Raw genomic sequence first — 19,848 nt, forward strand, 5'->3', positions numbered from 1 at the left:
TTTTTCGGTTGAGCGGGGTGAAAAAGGTAACGGAGAGGTGCTGTCAAAGCCCTTATTAGGTTGAGTGAGAGTCAAAAGGTAATAGAGAGATGCTGTCAGTGGCTGTTTTTGGATGGTAGCGGGGAAAAGGTAACAGAGAGGAGCAGTCAGTGCCCATTTTCGATTGGGCGGGGTGAAAAAGGTAACAGAGAGGAGCAGTCAGTGCCCATTTTCGATTGGGCGGGGTGAAAAAGGTAACAGAGGGATAGTATCAGTGCCCATTTTCGGTTGAGCGAGGCGGAAAAGGTAACAGAGAGGAGCAGTCAGTGCCCATTTTCGATTGAGCGGGGTGAAAAAGGTAACAGAGGGATAGTATCAGTGCCCATTTTCGGTTGAGCGAGGCGAAAAAGGTAACAGAGAGGAGCAGTCAGTGCCCATTTTCGATTGAGCGGGGTGAAAAAGGTAACAGAGGGATAGTATCAGTGCCCATTTTCGATTGAGCGAGGCGGAAAAGGTAACAGAGAGGAGCAGTCAGTGCCCATTTTCGATTGAGCGAGGAGAAAAAGGTAACAGAGGAAGAGTATTAGTACCTTTTTCTGGATAAGTATCGTCAAAATAAGCGTTATTCATGCCCTTTTTCTTGCTAACAAACACAAGAAGGTAATAGATACGGGCAGTCTGAGTTCGTTCTCCATCTGATAAGCATATTCCAAAAGGTAATCCACCCTAAAGAAAAAAGTTCAAAAGGGAGTAGTTAGTCCCTTTTGAACCAAGTTACTGATAGTAAGACCATCGGTTGACGTTTATTAATGTATATTTTTTTGTTAATATTCTTCTGAGTTTTTTCTTAGAGGTGGTGATTCTGCACCAATCGTAGATAAGGGGAATGGTGATTTTTTTATTTGGGAATAGCAATCTTAACTCTTCTATACTTCGTAAAACGGCATCGTCAATGAACTCCTTGTGATTACAATTGGAACAAATACAATGTTTACCTTCAACTACCAGTTTGATCCTCCCACAGACTTTACAGCTAGCACCCTTTCTCAGCTCCTCATATTTATACTTGGGCAACTTGGAATATGGAGATTCCTTCAAATGAAGGGAAGCTAACTTTTTGGCCAGTGCAAGATGCTTCTTGGTTAGCCGGGATGAGATGGTATTAAGTTGTTTTACATGACGCTTTAGTTGTGTAGGAAAAATGATAGGTTTATCAGATGGTGCGTGATACATGGTGAACTCGGGGTTTATAAAAACAACGGAAGCATGGAGAGTGAAGTTCATTCCGAGGGTCTGGAGTAATTGTCTAAGGAGGGTTTCGGTTCTGTTGAGTTGGGTAAGTGGATTTGCGATTTCGAGTTTATTTCGGTAAATGCGGTCTCTATCGTAGTAAAAATCCCCATCGTAATTTTTGACTTCATACAAGTAAATTCTGTCGGCAATAATCAGGGTATCAATTTGAAATGTTGTATGGTTGACCTGGAGTAGTAAATCATTCAATACATAACAATCTAGATTCAGCTCTCGCGTCACGGCATCAAACATTACCTCTCCTTCATAGCCTTTTTTCAAATGGAGTAAATACTGTTTGTCCTTCTCTGATAACTCTATTCTGTTCTGCAAGATTTCCAGGACTGCTAGTTCCACTGGTTTGGTTCGTTTTTTATATTCCATATGCCACATCCTTTCTACTAAAAATCTATTATATTTCCTTGCTAAATGCAACCTCATGTTTATTCCAATCAAAACAGAACATAATAAAAACTGGAATTCGATATAAAGGAGCTATTATATGGGTTACTACGATCAACATTATCCACCGAATCCCCATCGAAGGAGAAAAAATAATTGGCTTCCTATTTTGCTCGGTGCTGCTATTGGGGTGCTAGTGATGGCGATAGCGGTTCCGAGAATCCAAGAGATGGGGCAAGAGGATAATAATCATACGAATATGGTAAACAACACGGAGGAACAGCTCGTTTCCTTAGATATTTCCACGCGCATCACGGAGGTGGTGGAGGTTGTGTCGCCTACTGTGGTTGGGATTACGAATCTACAGCATAAGGCCGATTTTTGGGAGCAACAGCAGGAGAGTGAAGCGGGAACGGGATCTGGGGTAATTTATAAAAAAGATTCCCGCTATGCGTATGTCGTCACCAACCATCATGTCATTGAGGGGGCGGATGACATTGAGGTGATGCTCAATGATGACACGGTATTACAGGCCGAGCTTTTGGGAGCGGATTTGTTCTCTGATTTGGCGGTATTACGGATAGATGGGACTAATGTAGACCGGACGATCGAGCTTGGATCAACGGAGCATTTAAAGGTTGGAGAGCCTGTTATTGCGATTGGCAATCCGTTAGGGCATATGTTTTCTGGGTCTGTGACGCAAGGGATTGTGAGCGGGACACAGCGGACGATACCACAGGATTTTAATTTAGATGGTCGAGCAGATTGGCAAGCCGAGGTTATTCAGACGGATGCAGCGATTAATCCTGGGAACAGTGGTGGTGCCTTAATTAATATGGATGCCAAGCTCATTGGTATTAACTCGATGAAAATTAACCAGGAAGCGGTTGAAGGAATAGGCTTTTCCATCCCAATTGATACGGCAAGGCCCATTATGGATGAGTTAGAAAAAACCGGGCAAGTAAAACGACCATACTTAGGAGTAGAAATTTATTCGCTTGAAGAGATCCCTAGAATGGAATGGTCTGAGACGCTAAATCTTCCAAGTAAAGTGGAAGGTGGCGTGTATGTGTGGAGTGTGGAGCCGCGCTCACCTGCAGATCAAGCAGGGTTAGACCGACTGGATGTTATCACCCATCTAGATGGAAGACAAATCATGAATATGATTGATTTACGAAAAATCCTGTACCAGGAAAAAGAAGTCGGGGATGAAATTCAGGTGACGTATTACCGAGAAGGTAAGAAAATCGAAACAACGTTAACATTAGATGTACAGCGATAAGGACAGGAAAAGGGCATCTTGATTCCGAGTGAAGGAGTCAGGATGCTGTTTTATTCACAGCTAAGTTTCATGTTTTCTGTGTAAAGACCCACAACTTATCCCCATTTTCAAAAAGTTATTCACAAATTATGTGTATAAATCAGAGTGCACTCTATATTTTGTGTCAAATAAAATCGAAAACACAAAATATCTGCGAACATTTGTGCATATGTGGATAAAAATGTGTATAACTAAACAAAACTAAGTTGATAATCTGTTAATATCTGAATTTCCTCTAAAACTTTTTCCAGGGACATGCTTGATTAATAATAGAAGCAAAATAAGAAGTACAATATCTAGCCGAGCTTGAAAGGCAAAAGCAAGAAAACCATCTACCGCTATCAACGGAAGTTTTGAATAATAAATCGCCCCTACCATAATTACGAGCAAAGGAATGCTTGCTTTTCGAACATACATCCCACCCGCTATTAATGCCCCGCAGCCTAATTCGGTAACAGCTACTAGGAATAAGGTCGTTTCAGGAAATGGGACACCTAGAGAATGAAAGGTGGCTCGAAAATCGGTATTGATTAACTTCATCACCCCAGAAGTAATAAACACATAACCAACCGCGTAACAAAGCCAGGTTGCCATATTCAAGGACACTTTTATCGGAATCTCCCCCTTTACGAGATGATACTCCCTACAATGTATGCGAAAAGGTGGACAAAATTGACAAGCAATCAAAAGTTTCACTTCTTGAAAAATTCTAATCATAACATTTTCCTTCTGGTAAACAAAAATGTATAGTATAAAAAGAGACTGAATTGAGAAACGCTGATTCTATAGTGTTTTGTTTATGGTAGATAGGAAAGAAAAGGAATCCTTTCCGACTGCTAAGAAAAACCCCTAGAGTGAATGGGCGTTTATCTAATAACAGAAGGAAGTGCAACAGATGTTAAGACGTTTTTTCTCTTACTATAAGCCTCATAAAAGGCTTTTTATTATTGATTTTACTTGTGCGGTATTTGTAGCTATTTTGGAATTAGCCTTTCCAATTGCCGTACAGCAGTTTATCGATAAATTACTCCCTACTGAAAATTGGGATATAATCGTGCTTGTTAGTGTATCGCTATTAGCGGTTTATTTATTAAGTACGTTTATGCAATATGTCGTGACCTATTGGGGTCATAAGCTTGGTGTCAATATTGAAACCGACATGCGCCAGGATTTATTTCAGCATGTACAAAAACAGTCGTTCCGTTTTTTTGATAATACGAAAACAGGACATGTTATGAGTAGAATCACCAATGACCTTTTTGATATTGGGGAATTTGCTCACCATGGGCCAGAGGATTTATTTATCGCGTTTATGACATTTGTTGGTGCATTTACCCTAATGTTCAATATTAATTTCCATTTATCGGTTATCATCTTGATTATCGTTCCGATCCTCATTTGGTTAATTACATATAGTAATATCAAAATGAATCAGGCTTGGAAATCCATGTATGAAGAGATTGCAGAGGTAAATGGACGTGTAGAAGACTCTGTTTCTGGTGTACGTGTTGTCCAATCATTTACAAATGAAGATTACGAAATGAGCCGTTTCACAAAAGATAATTACAACTTTAGAAAAGCAAAGGTTGGCGCTTATAAAATCATGGCATTTGTTCATTCCAACATTTACATGATGATGCGGTTAATTGTCTTAGTTGTTTTAGTTTACGGTGCATGGCTAACCTTTAACAACCATATGTCGTATGGGGAATTAGTAAGTTTTATTTTATTTACGAATGTATTGTTTAACCCAATCAATAAAATTAGTGCCTTACTTGAAATGTATCCAAAAGGAATGGCAGGATTCAAACGATTTATTGATATTCTTGATACAGAGCCGGATGTGCAGGACAGACCAAATGCTAAACCAGTGAAAAACCTAAAAGGCTATATCTCTTTCCATAAGGTCACCTTTGGCTATGAGAAAACCCAAGGCCCGGTAATAAAAGCAATGAATTTCCATATTAATGCAGGAGAGACGGTCGCTTTTGTGGGTCCATCTGGGGCAGGAAAAACAACAATCTCTTCCTTAATTCCACGTTTTTATGATGTGGATAGTGGGCAAATTACGATTGATGGCATAGATATTCGCGACATGACAAAACGCTCTTTACGTGAGCATATTGGGATTGTGCAGCAGGATGTGTTCCTCTTTACTGGTACACTGCGTGAAAATATCGCCTATGGTAAGTTAGATGCAACAGAAGAGGAAATTCGCGAAGCAGCGAGACGAGCACATTTAGAAGAATTCATAAATGAACTACCAGATGGATATGAAACTCAAGTTGGAGAGCGTGGACTGAAGTTATCCGGTGGTCAGAAGCAGCGGATTGCAATTGCTCGGATGTTCTTAAAGAATCCACCAATTCTAATTCTGGATGAAGCAACGTCCGCATTAGATACGGAAACAGAAATGATTATTCAACAAGCATTAAATGATTTAGCCAAAGATAGAACGACACTAGTTATTGCCCATCGACTTGCGACCATTCGCAATGCAGATCGCATTATGGTCGTGACGAAAAAAGGAATCGAAGAAGAAGGAACACATGATGAATTAGTGAAACGAAATGGTGTCTTTGCTAATTTGCATAAAGTACAAATGCATTAAAGGGAAGAGAAGATTTGCTACGGAAAACGGGCAAATCTTCTTTTTTTACAAGATAAAAACGTATAAAGTCAAAGCGGTCTAGCTCCGGTCACTTGCGACTGGCGAGCACCCCACCACCGTACGATAAGTCAACATCAGCTTACTCCGGTCACCGCGTTCCCTTTCTCTCTACAGTTAAGTCTAGTCCGTACGTCGCAAGTGGTCGCACTAGCTTTTCTCATGACCCAAGGGAATCAGAGAAAATACTATCAAATTAGTACCAAACCATTCTTTAATCGTTTAGACTAGTAGTAGATGGAATTTCTTTACGGAATAGGAGGTTGTCATGTGGTAGCTGAAAATAACAGCTCGACTAAGTTTACGGTGTTAGCCACTTTCTTTAATTGTTTACTTTTTATCGTCTCAGTAGTAGGTATCATTTATGTGGCCTTTTTAGAAAATCAGGATGTTAATAAATCACTCTTTTACATTACTTTCGGATTGTTGACGATGAGCTTTGGAGGCCGATTCATTTTGAACATCTTATCGCTAAGAAAAGGATAACGTGTAGAAATCCTAGGGTATCATGTTAGCTTCCAGGTACTAGTAAAGTATGTCCTGTCTACTGCACTAGTACCTTGGGTTATAGGTGGTCCATTGCCTTGAACTACCCACCACTTATCGACCTTATGGTCTGATTGAAGTGCAGGATTCCTAAGAACACCAACCTATTGGTTAGTTATGGATTAGGCTATCCCCGCAGTTCCTGCGGTTAATCGTAATGCTTCGTTACGAAGATTCAAACTTGCGTTAATATCTCTATCGTGACGGGTTTTACAGGTAGGACACTCCCACTCACGCAAAGCAAGATTTTTAACGTCTTTATACTTATGACCACACGTTGAACAAAGCTGACTGGAAGGGAAATTTTTCGCTACGGTCACAACCTGTTTTCCGTACCAATTTGCTTTATATTCCAACATTGTGCGAAATTGTGACCAAGATACCTCGCTGATAGCCTTAGCAAGATTATGATTCTTTAACATGTTTTTGACAGACAAATCTTCAATACCAATGATGTCGTGGTTTTTGACAATTTCGGTAGAGATTTTATCTAACATATCCTTTCTAGCATTTGCTATCTTTTCGTGAAGTCGTGCCACTTTTACTTTTTGTTTGTTCCAATTGGAAGAACTAATTTGTCGTCTTGAAAGAATACGCTGTGCTTTTGCTAATTTTCCTTCTAATGTTCGGAAGAATTTTGGATTTGCATACGTCGTTCCATCCGAAAGTGTGGCAAAGTCTTTTAATCCAACATCAATTCCAATTGCGGAACCTGTTTTTCCAAGTTGTTCAACTTCTGTTTCGGCTAAAATCGAAACGAAGTATTTTCCCGAAGAGTTACGTCTAATCGTTGCGTTCATAATGCGACCTTCTACTTCACGACTTTTCGCAAAACGAACAAGACCTAATTTCGGTAGTTTCATATGCTTATCCAAAACAGCAATATTCCCATTTACAAATTTTGTTGTATAGGATTGAACAGGATTCTGTTTTGATTTGAAACGTGGTTCGCCGTTTTGTTTTTTGTAATATCGAGTGTAAGAATCGTTTACTATTTCAACTGATTTTTGAAGGGCGATACTATCGACTTCTTTTAAAAACGGATAGTGTTTCTTTAATTCACGAACTGCCTTAATGGATTGGTTTTTATTGAAAAACTCACCTTTCCAATTATTTTCAGTCAGTTGACCGTTCTGCACCATTTCATTGACGATGTACCAATAAGCATCTTTACCTTTTTGTTTTCCAACAAAATAGTTGTAAACAAAGCGAGAACATCCAATTGTTTTGTTAATCAGTTCCATTTGCTTTTTACTTGGATAGATTCGGAACTTGTAGGCTTTTTTCACTACCATTGATTTTCACCTCCTTCATTATGTTGGATGGAAACGAATGGATGACTTTACAGAAAAAAGGTTTTACCACTCGTACCAAGCTATTATTTATCTCATCAACACGCACTCGAACAGTCGGACAATCAATCGAGATGGCAAGTAAGCCATCCCTTGTCCGAAGGCGATTCATCCCCCACTTACTCATTGGGCTTTACCCTTCTCATTCCTTGAAGTTGGGGGTTTTCTCGCCTATTTTAGATAAACCCCTAAAGGAGATGCTCGACACTTAGTCATAATCCCTATTTTGAAGCCGTAACAAATCCTATAACAGCCTTCTTAAATTCTTCTGGACAATCAAGATATGGATGATGCCCACTGTCTAATGGTTGATAAGTCGCATCTTTAAAATCAAACCCCTCTTGATGGACCGGTCCAATCGCATGATCATATTTCCCCGATAATACTAGTACAGGTTTAGTTATTAGTGGGGTAAGCTTTTTAAAGTCTTGAAAATACTCCTCAGAAGAAAAGATATGCTGCTGGAAATCTGGTTGGGTGTCTAATTGAGCATCTATTTCATCCAATTTTTCCTTATCCGCGATAGACCTAAATTGGAGTTTATAAAATAGATTCTTCTCCATTAATTGCACGGCGGTGGAAAAGAACGTATCTACTAAATCGTGGATACGATATTCCTCGATATCAATGCTGTCATGCTCTAGTCCAAGTAGCTCCCGTCCTTTCTGAATCTGATGTGCAAAGGATTCCTTCATATGTAATGTCCCATTGGAAAGGATGATGCCTTTCACTGCATTAGGGTATTTCAGTGCATAGTTCATGGCGAGCAATGCTCCAAAGGAATGCCCCATCACATACCATTCTTTTATTTGTAGCTTCAATCGGACCTCTTCCAAATCCAGGAGTAGCCTGTCTAATGTGTAATCCCCATTCTCTGCTAAATCAGACCGTCCGCACCCTCGTTGATCTAAATAGACTAGATTTAGATCCTTATGTAGTAAATCCCCTGCAAGATGCTGAAAGGATTTACTCCAATATCCAGGCCCGCCATGAAGATATAGACATGGCATCCCAGCTCCTTCTCGTTCAACATATAGATTTACGCCATCACTCGTTTTTATCATCATGTTGCTCTTTCCTCCTTAAATAATCCTCGAAAAATCACATTGGCCGATACTGGCTTCAGATTTAGCTCTCTAGCCCAGATCGATAGTTGGCCGATATGATGAATTTCATGTGCAATAATATGATGGAGAATTTCATGACGTGTAAAACTACCTTCCATCCAAGGCGCTGTAACACGTTCATTAGAGATTGCCTCATTGGATTGTAAAAAGCCCTTTATTTCATCACGACATTGGTGAGATAACTCTCTAACCTGATGGACTTCCCCGTAGCTGCTGAAATCCAACGGGATATCCTCCTTTTGTTGCATCGCACGGACCCAGCTATATTCCACATCGATAATATGTAATAACGTATGGAGGATATTGTGATGTCCCCCAATTCGTTCTTTTAAAAGTTCTTCTTTAGCGAGTTGTTCACACCAGGTAAACCACTCATCCCGAACCTGCCAATTATATTGAAAAAATGTATACATTAGCTTAACTTCCTTTCCATTCTGATTCGACAACGTATGTCGATATTTCCCGGGAAATGGGAATGCTATATTCCTTCTAACATCTCATCTAACTCCAGAAGATGCTCGGAAAGCCAGATCATTTCCTGTGTAAATCGTTTTGGTGGACCTTGACGAACATCCATATTTGCATCCAACCACCATTCACTCTCTAAGTACCAGACTAATATTAAGGCATCCGTAATAAATCGAACTCCAGTTGGATAGAAGTGGCCATACCCTTGGACAAAGGCTTTAACGCCATCGATACGAAGCGAATCGTCATCCAATGCCCCAGAGAGAACAGCCCGTCCGACATCCAATAGAAGATGGTCAACGTCCATTCGGTCAAAATCAAGTATTGCTGACAGATGACTATCTTGGAACAACAGATTATCCACCCATAAATCGCGGTGACACCAGCCTATATAATCAAGCTGAAGCTGATCCAATGGAAAAGCTTCCGTCAACTTCGATTGTTTCTCTATGATCGGTAACAGCGCTAGTTTCTTTGCTTGATCAATTTCTTCATATACCTTATTCCAATAGGTAATCCGTTCTTCTTTAGTAGGGGGGAGGAAAACGGGTTTTGCTTTAGTAGGTAAACTCCCATCATTTAATAAGGAATGCATTTTACCTATGTAAAAGCCTAAATAGTACATTTGCCCATCGGTTAACTTGCCAGGTGAAGCTAACTGACCAGCACAGAATTTCATCATGATAAATTGTTCGCCACTTGATGATTGGAAGAAGACCTCATCCTGATTCGAAACTATTTCAGGGCAGGGAAAGCCAAGGTGTTGGAGACGGTTTTGCTGGGTGAAAATTTGTTTGAGCTGCGGGATCGAATACTTTTTCAATCGGTCTTTGTTATACTGCTTGAGTAGAAACTCCCCTTGATCCGTGTAGACTTTCCATTTTAAATTTAACCAACCTCGTTTAATCGGTTCAGCCTGGAAGAAGTCCATATGAAACCGGGAGCGGACGGTATCCAGTATTTCTTCTAGTAACGCATCTTCGGATAGGATATTTTTCTTGGGAAACACCACTTTTCAGAAATTTTCTATTATTAATTATAAACTAGTCCTGAAACAAAAACAAGAACATATATTCGTAAAACAAAAAAAGCCAGTGACCCATATCAGGTCCTGGCTCTACTTTAATTGATATTGAATTAGTTGGGTATCCACACCTAAATAGCTATCCGTACCAATTCTACTAATTTCTTTAAACCCTAGTCGCTCCAGCATTTTGCGAGAACGGGTATTGGATTCGTGGGATTCTGCATAAAACGTCGTAATCCCGAAGTTCTCAGAACCATAATCGATCATCTTCCTACAGGCATGATACCCGAGTCCCTTTCCCCATAAACGACGCTCTCCGATAGCAATTCCTAATTCCGCCGCATTGTCCGCTATTTCTGCCAAATCTGCGTAACCAATGAGCTGGTCCTGCCACGTCACCCCTAGGCGAACAAAATTATTCTTATTCCTTTCCACACAATGCTTCCACCACTGATATAATTCCTCTGGGTCCCGGTGAAGCGCCCATCCATTATACGAGCAAAATATATCATCCCTACTCCAGCGAAGGATTGTGTCGTAATCAGCTAAAGCGAGTGGGCGTAATTTTAATTCCGTCATAGAAAAGTCCCCATATCGTTAATTACCAGACTGACGGTCATAGTTTCGTAGCATCATAGCGGTAGACTTTTGCATCCCAAATCGCTCATAATAAGGGACTAGGTCATCGTCACATGCCAAATCAATCATATATAGATGGTTTAAATCTCTTAGCATGTGCTCCACCAATTTGGTGCCAATCCCCTTCGCCTTGTATGCAGGTAGAACTTCAAGAAGCGGAATATAAGCGGAAAGAACGCCATCACTAATGGCGGTAATAAAACCAACCACCTGATTTTGCTCCTCATCAATTGCTATCACGACATGACTACTTTTTTCTAACAAGCTTAAATGGGTCTTCGGACTAGGTGGGTTGGGCCAGTCGACAAAGAACCCCTGCAACATTTCTTCCGTTATTCCTTCTAAGGAATTAGTATATTTCATAGGATTCACTCCAATATGTTAAGCCTTCGTTATTTGTTTTAAATGATCGATTCGATTATAATCCTGGATTACCCAGTTATTATCCTGCCAATAAATCGTGGAGATGCTCGTATTCTCAATTTTTCTTCCGGAAAGATTGATTTCCGTCTCGGAAAGATTGGATAGAATACGATAAATAACAGCACCATGGGCAACTAACAATACCCGTTTATTCGGATGCTTTTGGCGAACCTTTTCCAAGCCATTCATTACTCTCGTGGAGAAAGCTTCTAATTCCTCCTGATTCGGATACTCATGATTTGGATAAAGCTCATTACGCTCATCAAATGTTAGTCCCTCAGCATCACCGAAATGACGTTCCGCAAAATCTTCCATCACTTCAAAAGGAAGTTCTAAGTACTGATTGATGATCTCTGCCGTTCGCTTTGCTCGTTGTAATTGACTAGAAATCACTACATCATAATCTTCCGGCTTCAGTGCAGCACCACAAAGTGTTGCCTGCTGTTCACCTTTATCATTTAGCGGTATGTCTGTTTGACCTTGCATTCTTTTTTCCGCATTCCAATTCGTTTCCCCATGTCGTACTAGATATATAGTTGTCACCCTATTTCCTCCGTCTCTATTTATTTCTCGATTGATACGATAGCATCGATAAAGGAATCAATGCTCCCATTATGATGCTGAATACCGTCTACATAGTAAAAGGTCGTAGCTGTAGCCGGGTCTATTTTTTCCTTGGAATACAGATGAATCTCCTTCTGCATGCCAAGTGCTATCCCAAGCTCCGTGTGTGTCCCCCTTCCTCCAGGAAGAAGCACCAACACAACATCACTTTCCATGACTGCTTTCCATTCAGCGGTACCAATATCGCGCAACGCATCTTCTGTTGTTGCCCGTTCATTTTTCGTCCAGTCATATGTCTGATGATGCCCCGCCTGTAAGAGACGATCTCGAACATATTGGACTAGCTTTCTATTTTCCAATCCAGATGCAAGGTAAAACTTCATACTAATTTCTCCTTAATAGTCCCATTCCGATGCAAGCATCCCGTATAGGACGAGGTCTACATAATGGTCATACAACCATTCCCCTTGGCGAATCCTTCCTTCTATTTGGAAGCCTAATCGCTCGGGTATTGCCCGGCTTTTGACATTTTCAAAGCCTGCTCGTATTTCAATTCGATTCAAGTTGAGCTGGTTAAAGCCATAATCAATCATGGCCGTTACTGATCTCGTCATAATCCCATATCCTTGGAAAGGACTCCCTAGCCAGTAGCCAATAATGCCAATACGGTTCACCCAGTCAATGGTATTAAAGCCAACCATCCCAGCAAGTCGCCCACGGTAAAATATCCCTACTATTAATCCACTTCGTTCCTCAAATATAGCCCAATTCGCTTCGATAAATTGTATCGAATGATGAATCGTAGTCGTACTATCGATCCACCCTAGCCACTCTCGTAATTCATCACGAGAATAATTTATTAAATGCAACAGTTCTTCGGCATTACGCTTATCTAATAACCCTAAGGTAATTTCACCATCCACATCAAATGAAAACAAGCTATCCTCTCCCGTGCATTTATAGTTAATCTTATCATATGTATAGATAACTAACATTAGAAAAATTCTGTATAGACAAACAAAAGTGGTGAGAAATTGTTATAATAGTAGTATGTATTTTCAGATAAAGGGTATTTAAACAGTATAAGAACAGCAAAACAGAAAGAGGGGTTCCAGTGAAAATTAGAAAAGCAGTAATTTCAGATGCAGCAGGTATTGCCAAAGTCCATGTTGATAGTTGGAGAACAACCTATCGAAAAATTCTCCCGGAGTCATTCTTAAATAATTTATCCTATGAAAAGCGCACGGAACTATGGAAGAACAATATTGCTCGAGAAGATAATTATGTATTGGTAGCGGAAACGGATGAAGGAGAAATTGTTGGATTTGCAGATTGTGGCAAGAGAGAGGACAATCATGTTCCGAACTCCGGAGACATTACGTCAATTTACTTACTAGAAGAATACCAAGGAAAAGGAATTGGGATAAAACTACTAAACCAGCTTTTCCAGCATTTACAGCAACTAGGCTATAAGAAAGTGTTTGTGGAAGTGTTAGAGGCAAACAGCAGCCGTTATTTTTATGAACGCTACGGCGCTACGCTAGCGAAAACGGAGAAAATTAAAATGGCAGGAGTAGAATTGAATCTATTAACCTATGAATGGAATGATTTAGGGAAGGTTCTCGGGTAGAGGGATGGCATTATGTACTTATATGAGGAATTTTTGAGGGTTACAAAGGTGTTAATTAGGAAGGGTCCAGGGTTGCCGTGAAAGGTAGTATCTGGGGATGCCTACTCACGGGTCCTTCCGCAAATTTACGTTGATCCTTGTAGTGTGTGTGGCGAGGAAAAGGAACTACGAATGTATGGCGATGATGATTCGGACAAGCGTTGCTATGGGTGTGGGAAGGAATAGGCTGGAGTTATAGATGAAAGAGGAGAGAAATCCAATGTAAACAAAATCCCTTACGTACAGCATTAATTGAATAAACAAGATAAGGGATGGTTTGAGCATGCGTTTAATTAGAAATAGAAACTTTTTGATTATGTGGATCGGTCAGCTTGCCACAATCTTTGGCAATCGCTTTAGCGAAATTGCAATTCCTTTAATTGTCCTGCAATTTACAGGTTCCCCTTGGCAAGCAGCTTTGGTAGTTGTTTGCTCACAAATTACTCCACTCATTCTAGCACTTCCGGTAGGTTCTTGGGTGGAGACGAGATCGAAAAAGAACATTGCGATGATGGCAGAAATCGTTAGCTTTTTAACGATGAGCTTATTAGTCGTGTTCGTCTGGTTAGAGCTATTAAATATGTGGGTACTAGCAGCGGGCTTACTCGTAATGGGAGCGACAGGGCTCTTTTACCGGGTGTCCTTTGGGGCAATGGTTCCGATGGTGGTCGGAAGGAAAAACCTAGTTCATGCACATAGTTATTTTGAGGGAGCAGATGCGATTAGCACATTCCTTGGACCGGTAATGGCTGGTGTCGTTCTATCCACCCTTGGCGTTGCAGCGGTATTAAGTGTAGATGCGATGACCTATTTTATTTCATTTTTAGGAATAGCTTTCCTATCTGTGAAAGAAAGTAGAAAAAGAGAAGAAACGAAAACAAAAACAACCTATCTATCCTCCTTCCAGGATATAAGTTATTTATTTGCGAATGGCTATCAAAGATTTATTTCTTTTAATCAGTGTATCCTCAGCTTTTGCACAACAGCTGTCACCTTAACTGTAATTGTGTATACGAGCCAGACATTGAGCTTAAGTGAATGGCAGACAGGATTAGTACTATCCTCCGCGGGGGCAGGTAATATGATCGGGGTGTTCCTATTACATCGGGTAAAAGATTTTTCTTGGAAAAACCTATATGCAGTATTAATGCTTGTATCTGGGGTGGGATTATTTTTAATCCTGCTTACCGGATATTTACCACTTATTATGCTAGGTATGTTTATCTTTGATGGCGCCCTTTCCATGGCATTTGTCGTCAATGGTTCTGCAAGACAATCGATAACACCAGATCACTTCTTGGCACGAATTGGTGGCGGAGCTATTTTGATTTCAGGAATAGTGGCGATAAGTGGAAATTTGTTTTCGGGTGGGGTTTCTGAGGTGTTAATGCCACAAGCAATTTTAGCATTCTGCGGGTTCCTTCTTCTAGTAGCCTCGCTCGTCTCATTGTTATTTAAGCAAGGGAATAAGCGTATACAGGAACTAGTACCAATGGAGCTGGAAGATAGCTTAACGAAATAAAATTACTCAAGTCACACTCCATATAGCCATATCATGACCACCGACAGTAGTCTCACCTACCACACTACGGTATCTTGATAATATATAGTAACGAGATCCGTCTAAATCGAAAAAATGGAGTGTGTAAAGTGAGCTATTTTATAAGTTATGTATTATCTGTTACCCTAACCTCCTTGTCTTACTACGTGGGGAGTCATGTAGTGAAAAATGGTATAGCACTCTGGAAGGCGTTTGTTATCGGTACCGCTGTTGTAACCCTTGGTGCCCTTACCGAGGCATTTGGTGCGCCTATCTGGCTCATCGTGTTAACCCCATTTCCAGTAGGAATGCTGCTATTATATGTATTCCTGAAGAAGCCATTTCTAAAGTGGCTGTTAACTTATAGCACAATCTTGCTTATTTATACGATTGTTCATATCATCATGAGTTATTTTTTTGATTTCCATTCGTTAATTCCGGCTTGGAAATTATCGTAAAGCAGTTCATATTTCTAGGTTGACATGGAGTTCACTCCATCTTTTATGATAAATGAAATAAAAGAGAGGAGTGAACAGCTTGGTAATCATTACATATAGTTTAGCGGGGTTGTATGCCGTATTAACAGGGGTAGGGGCAATTGCACAATGGAAGGAAAAGGGATTTCAAATCCAGCGATGCTTATTCTTATTGGTATCCATTAGTATGCTTTTCATCATGTGGATACCCAATAAAACAAACGTCGTCATATCCTTTGTTCTAGCGTTTGTTTTCCTGCATGTATTAGCAATTATAGAGGGAATGAAAACGCAGGGGAGAATTAATTGGAGGCATCATATGACACGCTTTGCCTTCCACACTTTATTAACCTTTTTACTTATCCGCAATTTACTTTAGTAGGTGAAATGATGAAATTAGCTCAATTTTCTAAGCTAACAGGTCTCAGTAAGGACACCATACGTTATTATGAAAAAATAAGCCTCATCCAACCTGTCATGAAGCAGAAGCACCGAGATTATTCCGAGGAAGATAAACAAACAATCGAAACGATCATTAAATTAAAAGATACTGGTTTTGCCCTTCAGGAGATCAAATTGCTGTTCGATTGGTCAAAGGATGCTGATCCGGAAAGAAAATTGACTGAAGCGGAATACGATAATATCCTGCAAATCAAGGATCTTTTCCAAGTGAAATATGAGGAAATGGAGCAGAAGGAAAAAAGGATAAAAGAGATGAAGCGTGTGCTTTTGAATGCGGATGAGAAGCTAGAGAGCTTGCTGCAGAAGAATAGTCGATGGAAGTAATGGCGCGTGAAAAATAAATTTAGTAAAGACATAAAAGGAAGGAATCACTAATAATAGAAATTCCCCCTTTACACTGCTATCTATCCAACACATAATCCACTGCCTCAGACAGCAGTCCTGTAAAATCACTCGGAAAAAAGTGCCCGAGCCCTTTAATGGTAATCAAGTTACACGGTATACCATGCTGCTTAAACAGCTCCGCCAATTGAACCGTCTTCTCATAGAATGGATCCTGGTCTCCGGTAATGATTACACCACGCACGGTGCCACGAGAATTTTCCGCAATTATCCTCTCGAATCCGGAGAGGTCTTGTATTGCTGGGATAACGGCAATAAATCCCCTCGTCTGAAAGGTTTGCTTCAGCGATAATTCAATCGCTAGCTTGCCACCTTGTGAACCGCCTGCTAGTATATCTTTCGTTGTATTCCCTTTTGCCTGGTATTCTGCATAGGTTTTCGTTAGGTCTTCTAGCATGAGCTCTTGATTGTCCCAACAAAATGCATTATAGCCAAAGACTTGTGAGGATTGTGGAAAGCCGAAAAAGTAGTCCTGTGACGTCTGTTCATCTAGCCAATACGGTGCAAAGTCAGCGGCATTCGTCCCCCTCATATGTAATGAAAATAAGCCAATTTCTGCCCGTGCATTCCCATAGGTAAAAAGTGGAGAAGTAGCGGCTTGCTTCGTACTTTCCACGATCGCTTTACATCTGCTAACAATGGTTTGAAATTCATCTAATGCTTGCAGTTCTTTCAAATCTGGGTCGTGCGTAAGGATGATGGGATTCCACCAAATCCCCTTCGCTAACCCTTCTTGAAGCACGGTTAGGGCATCGGTAAGCTTATGTTCCGTCGCATAGGCACATGCTTTCCAAAAGATAATTTTATCTAATCGATTGGGAAAGGTTTGCTCTGCCTTTTCAATCAGCGGATAAACGCGAGCGATACTCCCCTCCTGAAAAAGCTGAAAGAGTTCATTCTGCAATGCGATAAACTGAGCTTCTGACATCTACCAATCTCCCCTCTATGAATTAGCCACAATCTTTTCTGTTTTTTTCTTATTAGTTCCTTTTTCATCGCTATCGACGATGACACTGTTTCCATTAAATATCCCACCATCCTCAATGATGATTCCGCGTGAGGTGGCAGTACCGGTTAGTTTTCCTTTTGCCTCGATTTGAATCTTTTCCGATGTTTCGATATCGCCCTTTACTTCCCCGGCAATGACGATATTCTTTGCTTTAATGCTTGGCTCGACATAGGCGTTTTGCCCGATGTAGACATCGCCACTACACTCAATTTCACCAAGTATTTTACCGTCTACGCGTAGACTAGTTGGTAGGGTGATTTTTCCTTCAATGACAGTTTCTGAACCGATAATCGTCTCGATTACCTTTTCCATTTTCTTCTTATTCAATATTCCCATGACATCCTTTCTGAATGGCTATTCGATATCGAATTCGCCGTAAATATTAAAGTATGGCTTCGGATCAACAGGCTCGCCATTCTGTAGTACCTCGTAATGCAGATGTGGTCCAGTGCTGCGACCGGTACTACCAATCTCGCCGATAATATCGCCCTTCTTCACCATATCGCCTTGCTCCACGTCTATGCTCATTAAGTGACCATATAAGGTTTCGTACATGTCGGAATGTTTAATTTTGACCGTATTTCCATAGCTGCCATAATACTTCGCTAACGTAACCCTTCCATCAGCCGTAGCGTAGACTGGTGTCCCATACTGACCACGAATATCGACACCACTATGGAAGGAAGAGGAACGATTTAGTGGATCATTGCGAATGCCAAAATCAGAGGTGATGGTATTCGGGTTCGTGGGCCAGGAAGTTGGTGTATACTGTAGCTCCTCACTAATCTCGTCTACCATGGCAAGTGTCTGCTTATATCGTTCTAGTAGCTCAGACGACGGAACCATTAGACCATCTTCTGTTTCGACCATATTCGTTTCATCTGCTAAAACCTGTAGACCACCGCTCGGTTCTACGATCGTAGGCAATTCATCGATGTATTGGCGCATTTGCTCCTCCAGCGCGGTTAACTCCACGAGCCTTTCCTTTGTTTCCCCGGTTTCTTCCTCTAATATCGAAACCGTTCGTTCAAGCTTCTCACTTTTCGCTGTTTCTAGCTGTAAGTGAGCGGTTAGCTCTTCGATTTCAGCCTGACTATGTTGATTCATCGTCATGAAGTAAATGAGTGCGATAACTGGAATAATGGGAAGCACCATCAGGCTGTAAAAAAAAGCTTTGTTCATATGGAATCGTTTGACGACCTGATTCGCATCATTCGATAGAATCGTAAAGGTCAGCAAACGATTCTTGTTTCGTTTCCTTTTCAAGCTCTTGAACTCCTTTCCCTGTTATTTCTGAATCTATTGTAATGAAACAAGCTGTAAGCCTTGTTCTTGTAAATAGGAAATAATCTCCGGTAGTGCCTCCACGGTTGCCTCGGTCTCATGAAGTAGAATAATAGAACCAGATACGTCTTGTGATTTAACCTGTTGGAGGATGTTACTGGCATTACGTGATTCCCAATCCTTGGGGTCATTATTCCATAGGACGATTCGCTGTCCTAATTCACGCGAAAGTTGCTTTGTATCTTCATTCATTTGGCCATATGGCGGGCGGAATAAGGTCACCGCTTCTCCAGTGACAGCCTCTATCACCTCAATGGATTGCTGCAGTTCCCCTTTTTGCGTTGCTAAAGAGCTGCTGGCAAAATTAATATGATTCACCGAATGGGTGCCAATCGAGAAGTTATTGTCGTGGATATATTCCACACTATCCGGATGCTCGTCCATATTGGACCCAATCAAAAAGAACGTCCCACCAGCCCCGAATTCCGTTAAGATATCGACAATCTGCTTCGAAAAGTCGGAAGGCCCATCATCGAACGTAAGGGCAACCATTCCCTCATCAAGCCCAGAGGAAATCTCCGCATCTAATGCGACAGCAGGAATTGCCCTTTCTTCCTCCAAGGGCATCGTATCCTCAGGTAGCATGGTCTCTGGCTTCGGCTCTTCTTGTATAGACTGTTCTGTTGTCTCTTCCTGTTTATCTGAGTCTGCATTCACATTGGTAAAAATCGCGTGGCAAGTAAAGGAAGACAAGATAGCAAGTAGTAAAATGAAAGTAGCAGTAAGTGGCCAAGGAAGCTTGCGTTGTTTTCGCTGCTTTCGGGAACCGGACAAGCTAGTTTCCTGTTTAAATGCTAGATTACGAGATAAAAAGGCTAGCTCCTCCAATTGTTCGGTAGATTTCGCATGCTGAATCTGTGTAAGCTGTTCTGCATAACGCTTGGAACAAATAAAACCCAAATTCTTGCTTTCGTTACGATATGTCTGGGTGATGTGACTTTGACGATGGTTCGTTTCCCATGATAGCTGGTAGAAGTACCCTTTTGAAAAATCAGTAATGGCTTGCAGCCGAATTGCTGTCTCCCGGTCTACTTGCCAGTAATATGTAATCTTCTCGTTGGAATGAAGCATGATATGTAAATAGTGTGTATCAGCCTGCCTATGAATATGAATCAACTGGAGCAGCTTAACTTGATGCAC

General features: G+C 40.9%; 25 protein-coding genes. 9 read left to right on the forward strand and 16 right to left on the reverse strand.

Annotated elements, in window-relative coordinates; all coding sequences use genetic code 11:
* Window positions 1-60: 60 nt before the first annotated feature.
* A complete protein-coding gene (locus ACSKT4_RS09765) occupies window positions 61-228 on the forward strand; it encodes a hypothetical protein (protein WP_465823269.1) in 168 nt (55 codons plus the stop codon).
* Window positions 229-753: 525 nt separating this feature from the next.
* Here the strand turns inward: ACSKT4_RS09765 and ACSKT4_RS09770 are convergent.
* Window positions 754-1,653 (reverse strand): nuclease-related domain-containing protein, encoded by a 900-nt coding sequence (locus tag ACSKT4_RS09770; RefSeq protein ID WP_186871193.1) that lies wholly within the window; start codon window positions 1,651-1,653, stop codon window positions 754-756.
* Window positions 1,654-1,771: 118 nt separating this feature from the next.
* Between ACSKT4_RS09770 and ACSKT4_RS09775 the strand changes: the two genes are divergently transcribed.
* A complete protein-coding gene (locus tag ACSKT4_RS09775; protein WP_465823270.1) occupies window positions 1,772-2,953 on the forward strand; it encodes a S1C family serine protease in 1,182 nt (393 codons plus the stop codon).
* 240 nt (window positions 2,954-3,193) lie between these two features.
* Here the strand turns inward: ACSKT4_RS09775 and ACSKT4_RS09780 are convergent, their stop codons facing one another.
* A complete protein-coding gene (locus tag ACSKT4_RS09780; protein WP_465823371.1) occupies window positions 3,194-3,586 on the reverse strand; it encodes a DoxX family protein in 393 nt (130 codons plus the stop codon).
* A gap of 301 nt (window positions 3,587-3,887) precedes the next feature.
* Between ACSKT4_RS09780 and ACSKT4_RS09785 the strand changes: the two genes are divergently transcribed.
* Window positions 3,888-5,603: an ABC transporter ATP-binding protein gene (locus ACSKT4_RS09785; protein WP_465823272.1), complete on the forward strand. Its 1,716-nt coding sequence runs from the start codon at window positions 3,888-3,890 to the stop codon at window positions 5,601-5,603.
* A 327-nt stretch (window positions 5,604-5,930) separates the two neighbouring features.
* Entirely contained in the window at window positions 5,931-6,146 is a 216-nt protein-coding gene (locus ACSKT4_RS09790) for a hypothetical protein (protein WP_339217704.1), read from the forward strand.
* Window positions 6,147-6,328: 182 nt separating this feature from the next.
* Here the strand turns inward: ACSKT4_RS09790 and tnpB are convergent, their stop codons facing one another.
* The 10 genes from tnpB to ACSKT4_RS09840 form a co-directional block, all read right to left on the reverse strand.
* On the reverse strand, window positions 6,329-7,501 hold the full coding sequence (tnpB, locus tag ACSKT4_RS09795; RefSeq protein WP_465823274.1) for an IS200/IS605 family element RNA-guided endonuclease TnpB: 1,173 nt from the start codon (window positions 7,499-7,501) through the stop codon (window positions 6,329-6,331).
* On the reverse strand, window positions 7,458-7,685 hold the full coding sequence (locus ACSKT4_RS09800; RefSeq protein WP_465823275.1) for a hypothetical protein: 228 nt from the start codon (window positions 7,683-7,685) through the stop codon (window positions 7,458-7,460). The genes tnpB and ACSKT4_RS09800 overlap by 44 nt, the downstream gene beginning before the upstream one ends.
* Window positions 7,686-7,779: 94 nt before the next feature.
* Window positions 7,780-8,625 carry an alpha/beta fold hydrolase gene (locus ACSKT4_RS09805; protein ID WP_465823276.1) on the reverse strand — a complete coding sequence of 282 codons (846 nt, stop codon included), beginning with the start codon at window positions 8,623-8,625 and terminating at the stop codon, window positions 7,780-7,782.
* Entirely contained in the window at window positions 8,622-9,098 is a 477-nt protein-coding gene (locus ACSKT4_RS09810) for a DinB family protein (protein ID WP_465823277.1), read from the reverse strand. Before ACSKT4_RS09810 ends, ACSKT4_RS09805 begins: the two co-directional genes overlap by 4 nt.
* A gap of 65 nt (window positions 9,099-9,163) precedes the next feature.
* Entirely contained in the window at window positions 9,164-10,162 is a 999-nt protein-coding gene (locus ACSKT4_RS09815; protein WP_465823278.1) for a phosphotransferase, read from the reverse strand.
* Between the two features lie 108 nt (window positions 10,163-10,270).
* Entirely contained in the window at window positions 10,271-10,759 is a 489-nt protein-coding gene (locus ACSKT4_RS09820; RefSeq protein ID WP_465823280.1) for a GNAT family N-acetyltransferase, read from the reverse strand.
* An 18-nt stretch (window positions 10,760-10,777) separates the two neighbouring features.
* Entirely contained in the window at window positions 10,778-11,182 is a 405-nt protein-coding gene (locus tag ACSKT4_RS09825; RefSeq protein ID WP_465823281.1) for a GNAT family N-acetyltransferase, read from the reverse strand.
* An 18-nt stretch (window positions 11,183-11,200) separates the two neighbouring features.
* On the reverse strand, window positions 11,201-11,785 hold the full coding sequence (locus tag ACSKT4_RS09830; protein WP_465823282.1) for a histidine phosphatase family protein: 585 nt from the start codon (window positions 11,783-11,785) through the stop codon (window positions 11,201-11,203).
* A 20-nt stretch (window positions 11,786-11,805) separates the two neighbouring features.
* A complete protein-coding gene (locus ACSKT4_RS09835; protein WP_186871182.1) occupies window positions 11,806-12,189 on the reverse strand; it encodes a nucleoside 2-deoxyribosyltransferase in 384 nt (127 codons plus the stop codon).
* 12 nt (window positions 12,190-12,201) lie between these two features.
* The gene (locus tag ACSKT4_RS09840; RefSeq protein ID WP_186871181.1) at window positions 12,202-12,744 is read right to left on the reverse strand and encodes a GNAT family N-acetyltransferase; all 543 of its coding nucleotides are present in this window, start codon (window positions 12,742-12,744) and stop codon (window positions 12,202-12,204) included.
* Window positions 12,745-12,920: 176 nt separating this feature from the next.
* On the opposite strand from ACSKT4_RS09840, the gene ACSKT4_RS09845 reads away from it, so the two are divergent.
* The 5 genes from ACSKT4_RS09845 (at window position 12,921) to ACSKT4_RS09865 (ending at window position 16,277) form a co-directional block, all read left to right on the forward strand.
* A complete protein-coding gene (locus ACSKT4_RS09845) occupies window positions 12,921-13,436 on the forward strand; it encodes a GNAT family N-acetyltransferase (protein ID WP_465823284.1) in 516 nt (171 codons plus the stop codon).
* A 322-nt stretch (window positions 13,437-13,758) separates the two neighbouring features.
* Window positions 13,759-14,997 (forward strand): MFS transporter, encoded by a 1,239-nt coding sequence (locus ACSKT4_RS09850; RefSeq protein WP_186871179.1) that lies wholly within the window; start codon window positions 13,759-13,761, stop codon window positions 14,995-14,997.
* Between the two features lie 200 nt (window positions 14,998-15,197).
* Window positions 15,198-15,473 carry a hypothetical protein gene (locus ACSKT4_RS09855; protein ID WP_465823286.1) on the forward strand — a complete coding sequence of 92 codons (276 nt, stop codon included), beginning with the start codon at window positions 15,198-15,200 and terminating at the stop codon, window positions 15,471-15,473.
* 79 nt (window positions 15,474-15,552) lie between these two features.
* Window positions 15,553-15,870: a hypothetical protein gene (locus ACSKT4_RS09860; RefSeq protein WP_186871177.1), complete on the forward strand. Its 318-nt coding sequence runs from the start codon at window positions 15,553-15,555 to the stop codon at window positions 15,868-15,870.
* Between the two features lie 11 nt (window positions 15,871-15,881).
* On the forward strand, window positions 15,882-16,277 hold the full coding sequence (locus tag ACSKT4_RS09865) for a helix-turn-helix domain-containing protein (RefSeq protein WP_339217717.1): 396 nt from the start codon (window positions 15,882-15,884) through the stop codon (window positions 16,275-16,277).
* A gap of 76 nt (window positions 16,278-16,353) precedes the next feature.
* On the opposite strand, the gene ACSKT4_RS09870 is transcribed toward ACSKT4_RS09865, so the two are convergent.
* From ACSKT4_RS09870 to ACSKT4_RS09885, 4 genes are read right to left on the reverse strand one after another with little or no spacing between them, the layout of a single operon-like run.
* Window positions 16,354-17,283 carry an alpha/beta hydrolase gene (locus tag ACSKT4_RS09870; protein ID WP_465823288.1) on the reverse strand — a complete coding sequence of 310 codons (930 nt, stop codon included), beginning with the start codon at window positions 17,281-17,283 and terminating at the stop codon, window positions 16,354-16,356.
* A gap of 15 nt (window positions 17,284-17,298) precedes the next feature.
* Window positions 17,299-17,700, reverse strand: coding sequence for a bactofilin family protein (locus ACSKT4_RS09875; protein WP_465823289.1), 402 nt, complete (start codon window positions 17,698-17,700; stop codon window positions 17,299-17,301).
* 18 nt (window positions 17,701-17,718) lie between these two features.
* Window positions 17,719-18,630, reverse strand: a complete 912-nt coding sequence (locus ACSKT4_RS09880; RefSeq protein WP_465823291.1) for a peptidoglycan DD-metalloendopeptidase family protein — start codon at window positions 18,628-18,630, stop codon at window positions 17,719-17,721.
* 33 nt (window positions 18,631-18,663) lie between these two features.
* On the reverse strand, window positions 18,664-19,848 hold the full coding sequence (locus tag ACSKT4_RS09885) for a polysaccharide deacetylase family protein (RefSeq protein ID WP_465823292.1): 1,185 nt from the start codon (window positions 19,846-19,848) through the stop codon (window positions 18,664-18,666).

It is taken from the genome of Ornithinibacillus liuyingii (assembly GCF_055550225.1).

Coding starts and splice junctions, on each gene's coding strand:
- ACSKT4_RS09770 (WP_186871193.1), bottom strand. CDS start 1,653: ATGGAATATAAAAAACGAACCAAACCAGTGGAACTAGCAGTCCTGGAA.
- ACSKT4_RS09775 (WP_465823270.1), top strand. CDS start 1,772: ATGGGTTACTACGATCAACATTATCCACCGAATCCCCATCGAAGGAGA.
- ACSKT4_RS09780 (WP_465823371.1), bottom strand. CDS start 3,586: ATGGCAACCTGGCTTTGTTACGCGGTTGGTTATGTGTTTATTACTTCT.
- ACSKT4_RS09785 (WP_465823272.1), top strand. CDS start 3,888: ATGTTAAGACGTTTTTTCTCTTACTATAAGCCTCATAAAAGGCTTTTT.
- tnpB (WP_465823274.1), bottom strand. CDS start 7,501: ATGGTAGTGAAAAAAGCCTACAAGTTCCGAATCTATCCAAGTAAAAAG.
- ACSKT4_RS09800 (WP_465823275.1), bottom strand. CDS start 7,685: ATGAGTAAGTGGGGGATGAATCGCCTTCGGACAAGGGATGGCTTACTT.
- ACSKT4_RS09805 (WP_465823276.1), bottom strand. CDS start 8,625: ATGATGATAAAAACGAGTGATGGCGTAAATCTATATGTTGAACGAGAA.
- ACSKT4_RS09810 (WP_465823277.1), bottom strand. CDS start 9,098: ATGTATACATTTTTTCAATATAATTGGCAGGTTCGGGATGAGTGGTTT.
- ACSKT4_RS09820 (WP_465823280.1), bottom strand. CDS start 10,759: ATGACGGAATTAAAATTACGCCCACTCGCTTTAGCTGATTACGACACA.
- ACSKT4_RS09825 (WP_465823281.1), bottom strand. CDS start 11,182: ATGAAATATACTAATTCCTTAGAAGGAATAACGGAAGAAATGTTGCAG.
- ACSKT4_RS09835 (WP_186871182.1), bottom strand. CDS start 12,189: ATGAAGTTTTACCTTGCATCTGGATTGGAAAATAGAAAGCTAGTCCAA.
- ACSKT4_RS09850 (WP_186871179.1), top strand. CDS start 13,759: ATGCGTTTAATTAGAAATAGAAACTTTTTGATTATGTGGATCGGTCAG.
- ACSKT4_RS09865 (WP_339217717.1), top strand. CDS start 15,882: ATGAAATTAGCTCAATTTTCTAAGCTAACAGGTCTCAGTAAGGACACC.
- ACSKT4_RS09870 (WP_465823288.1), bottom strand. CDS start 17,283: ATGTCAGAAGCTCAGTTTATCGCATTGCAGAATGAACTCTTTCAGCTT.
- ACSKT4_RS09875 (WP_465823289.1), bottom strand. CDS start 17,700: ATGGGAATATTGAATAAGAAGAAAATGGAAAAGGTAATCGAGACGATT.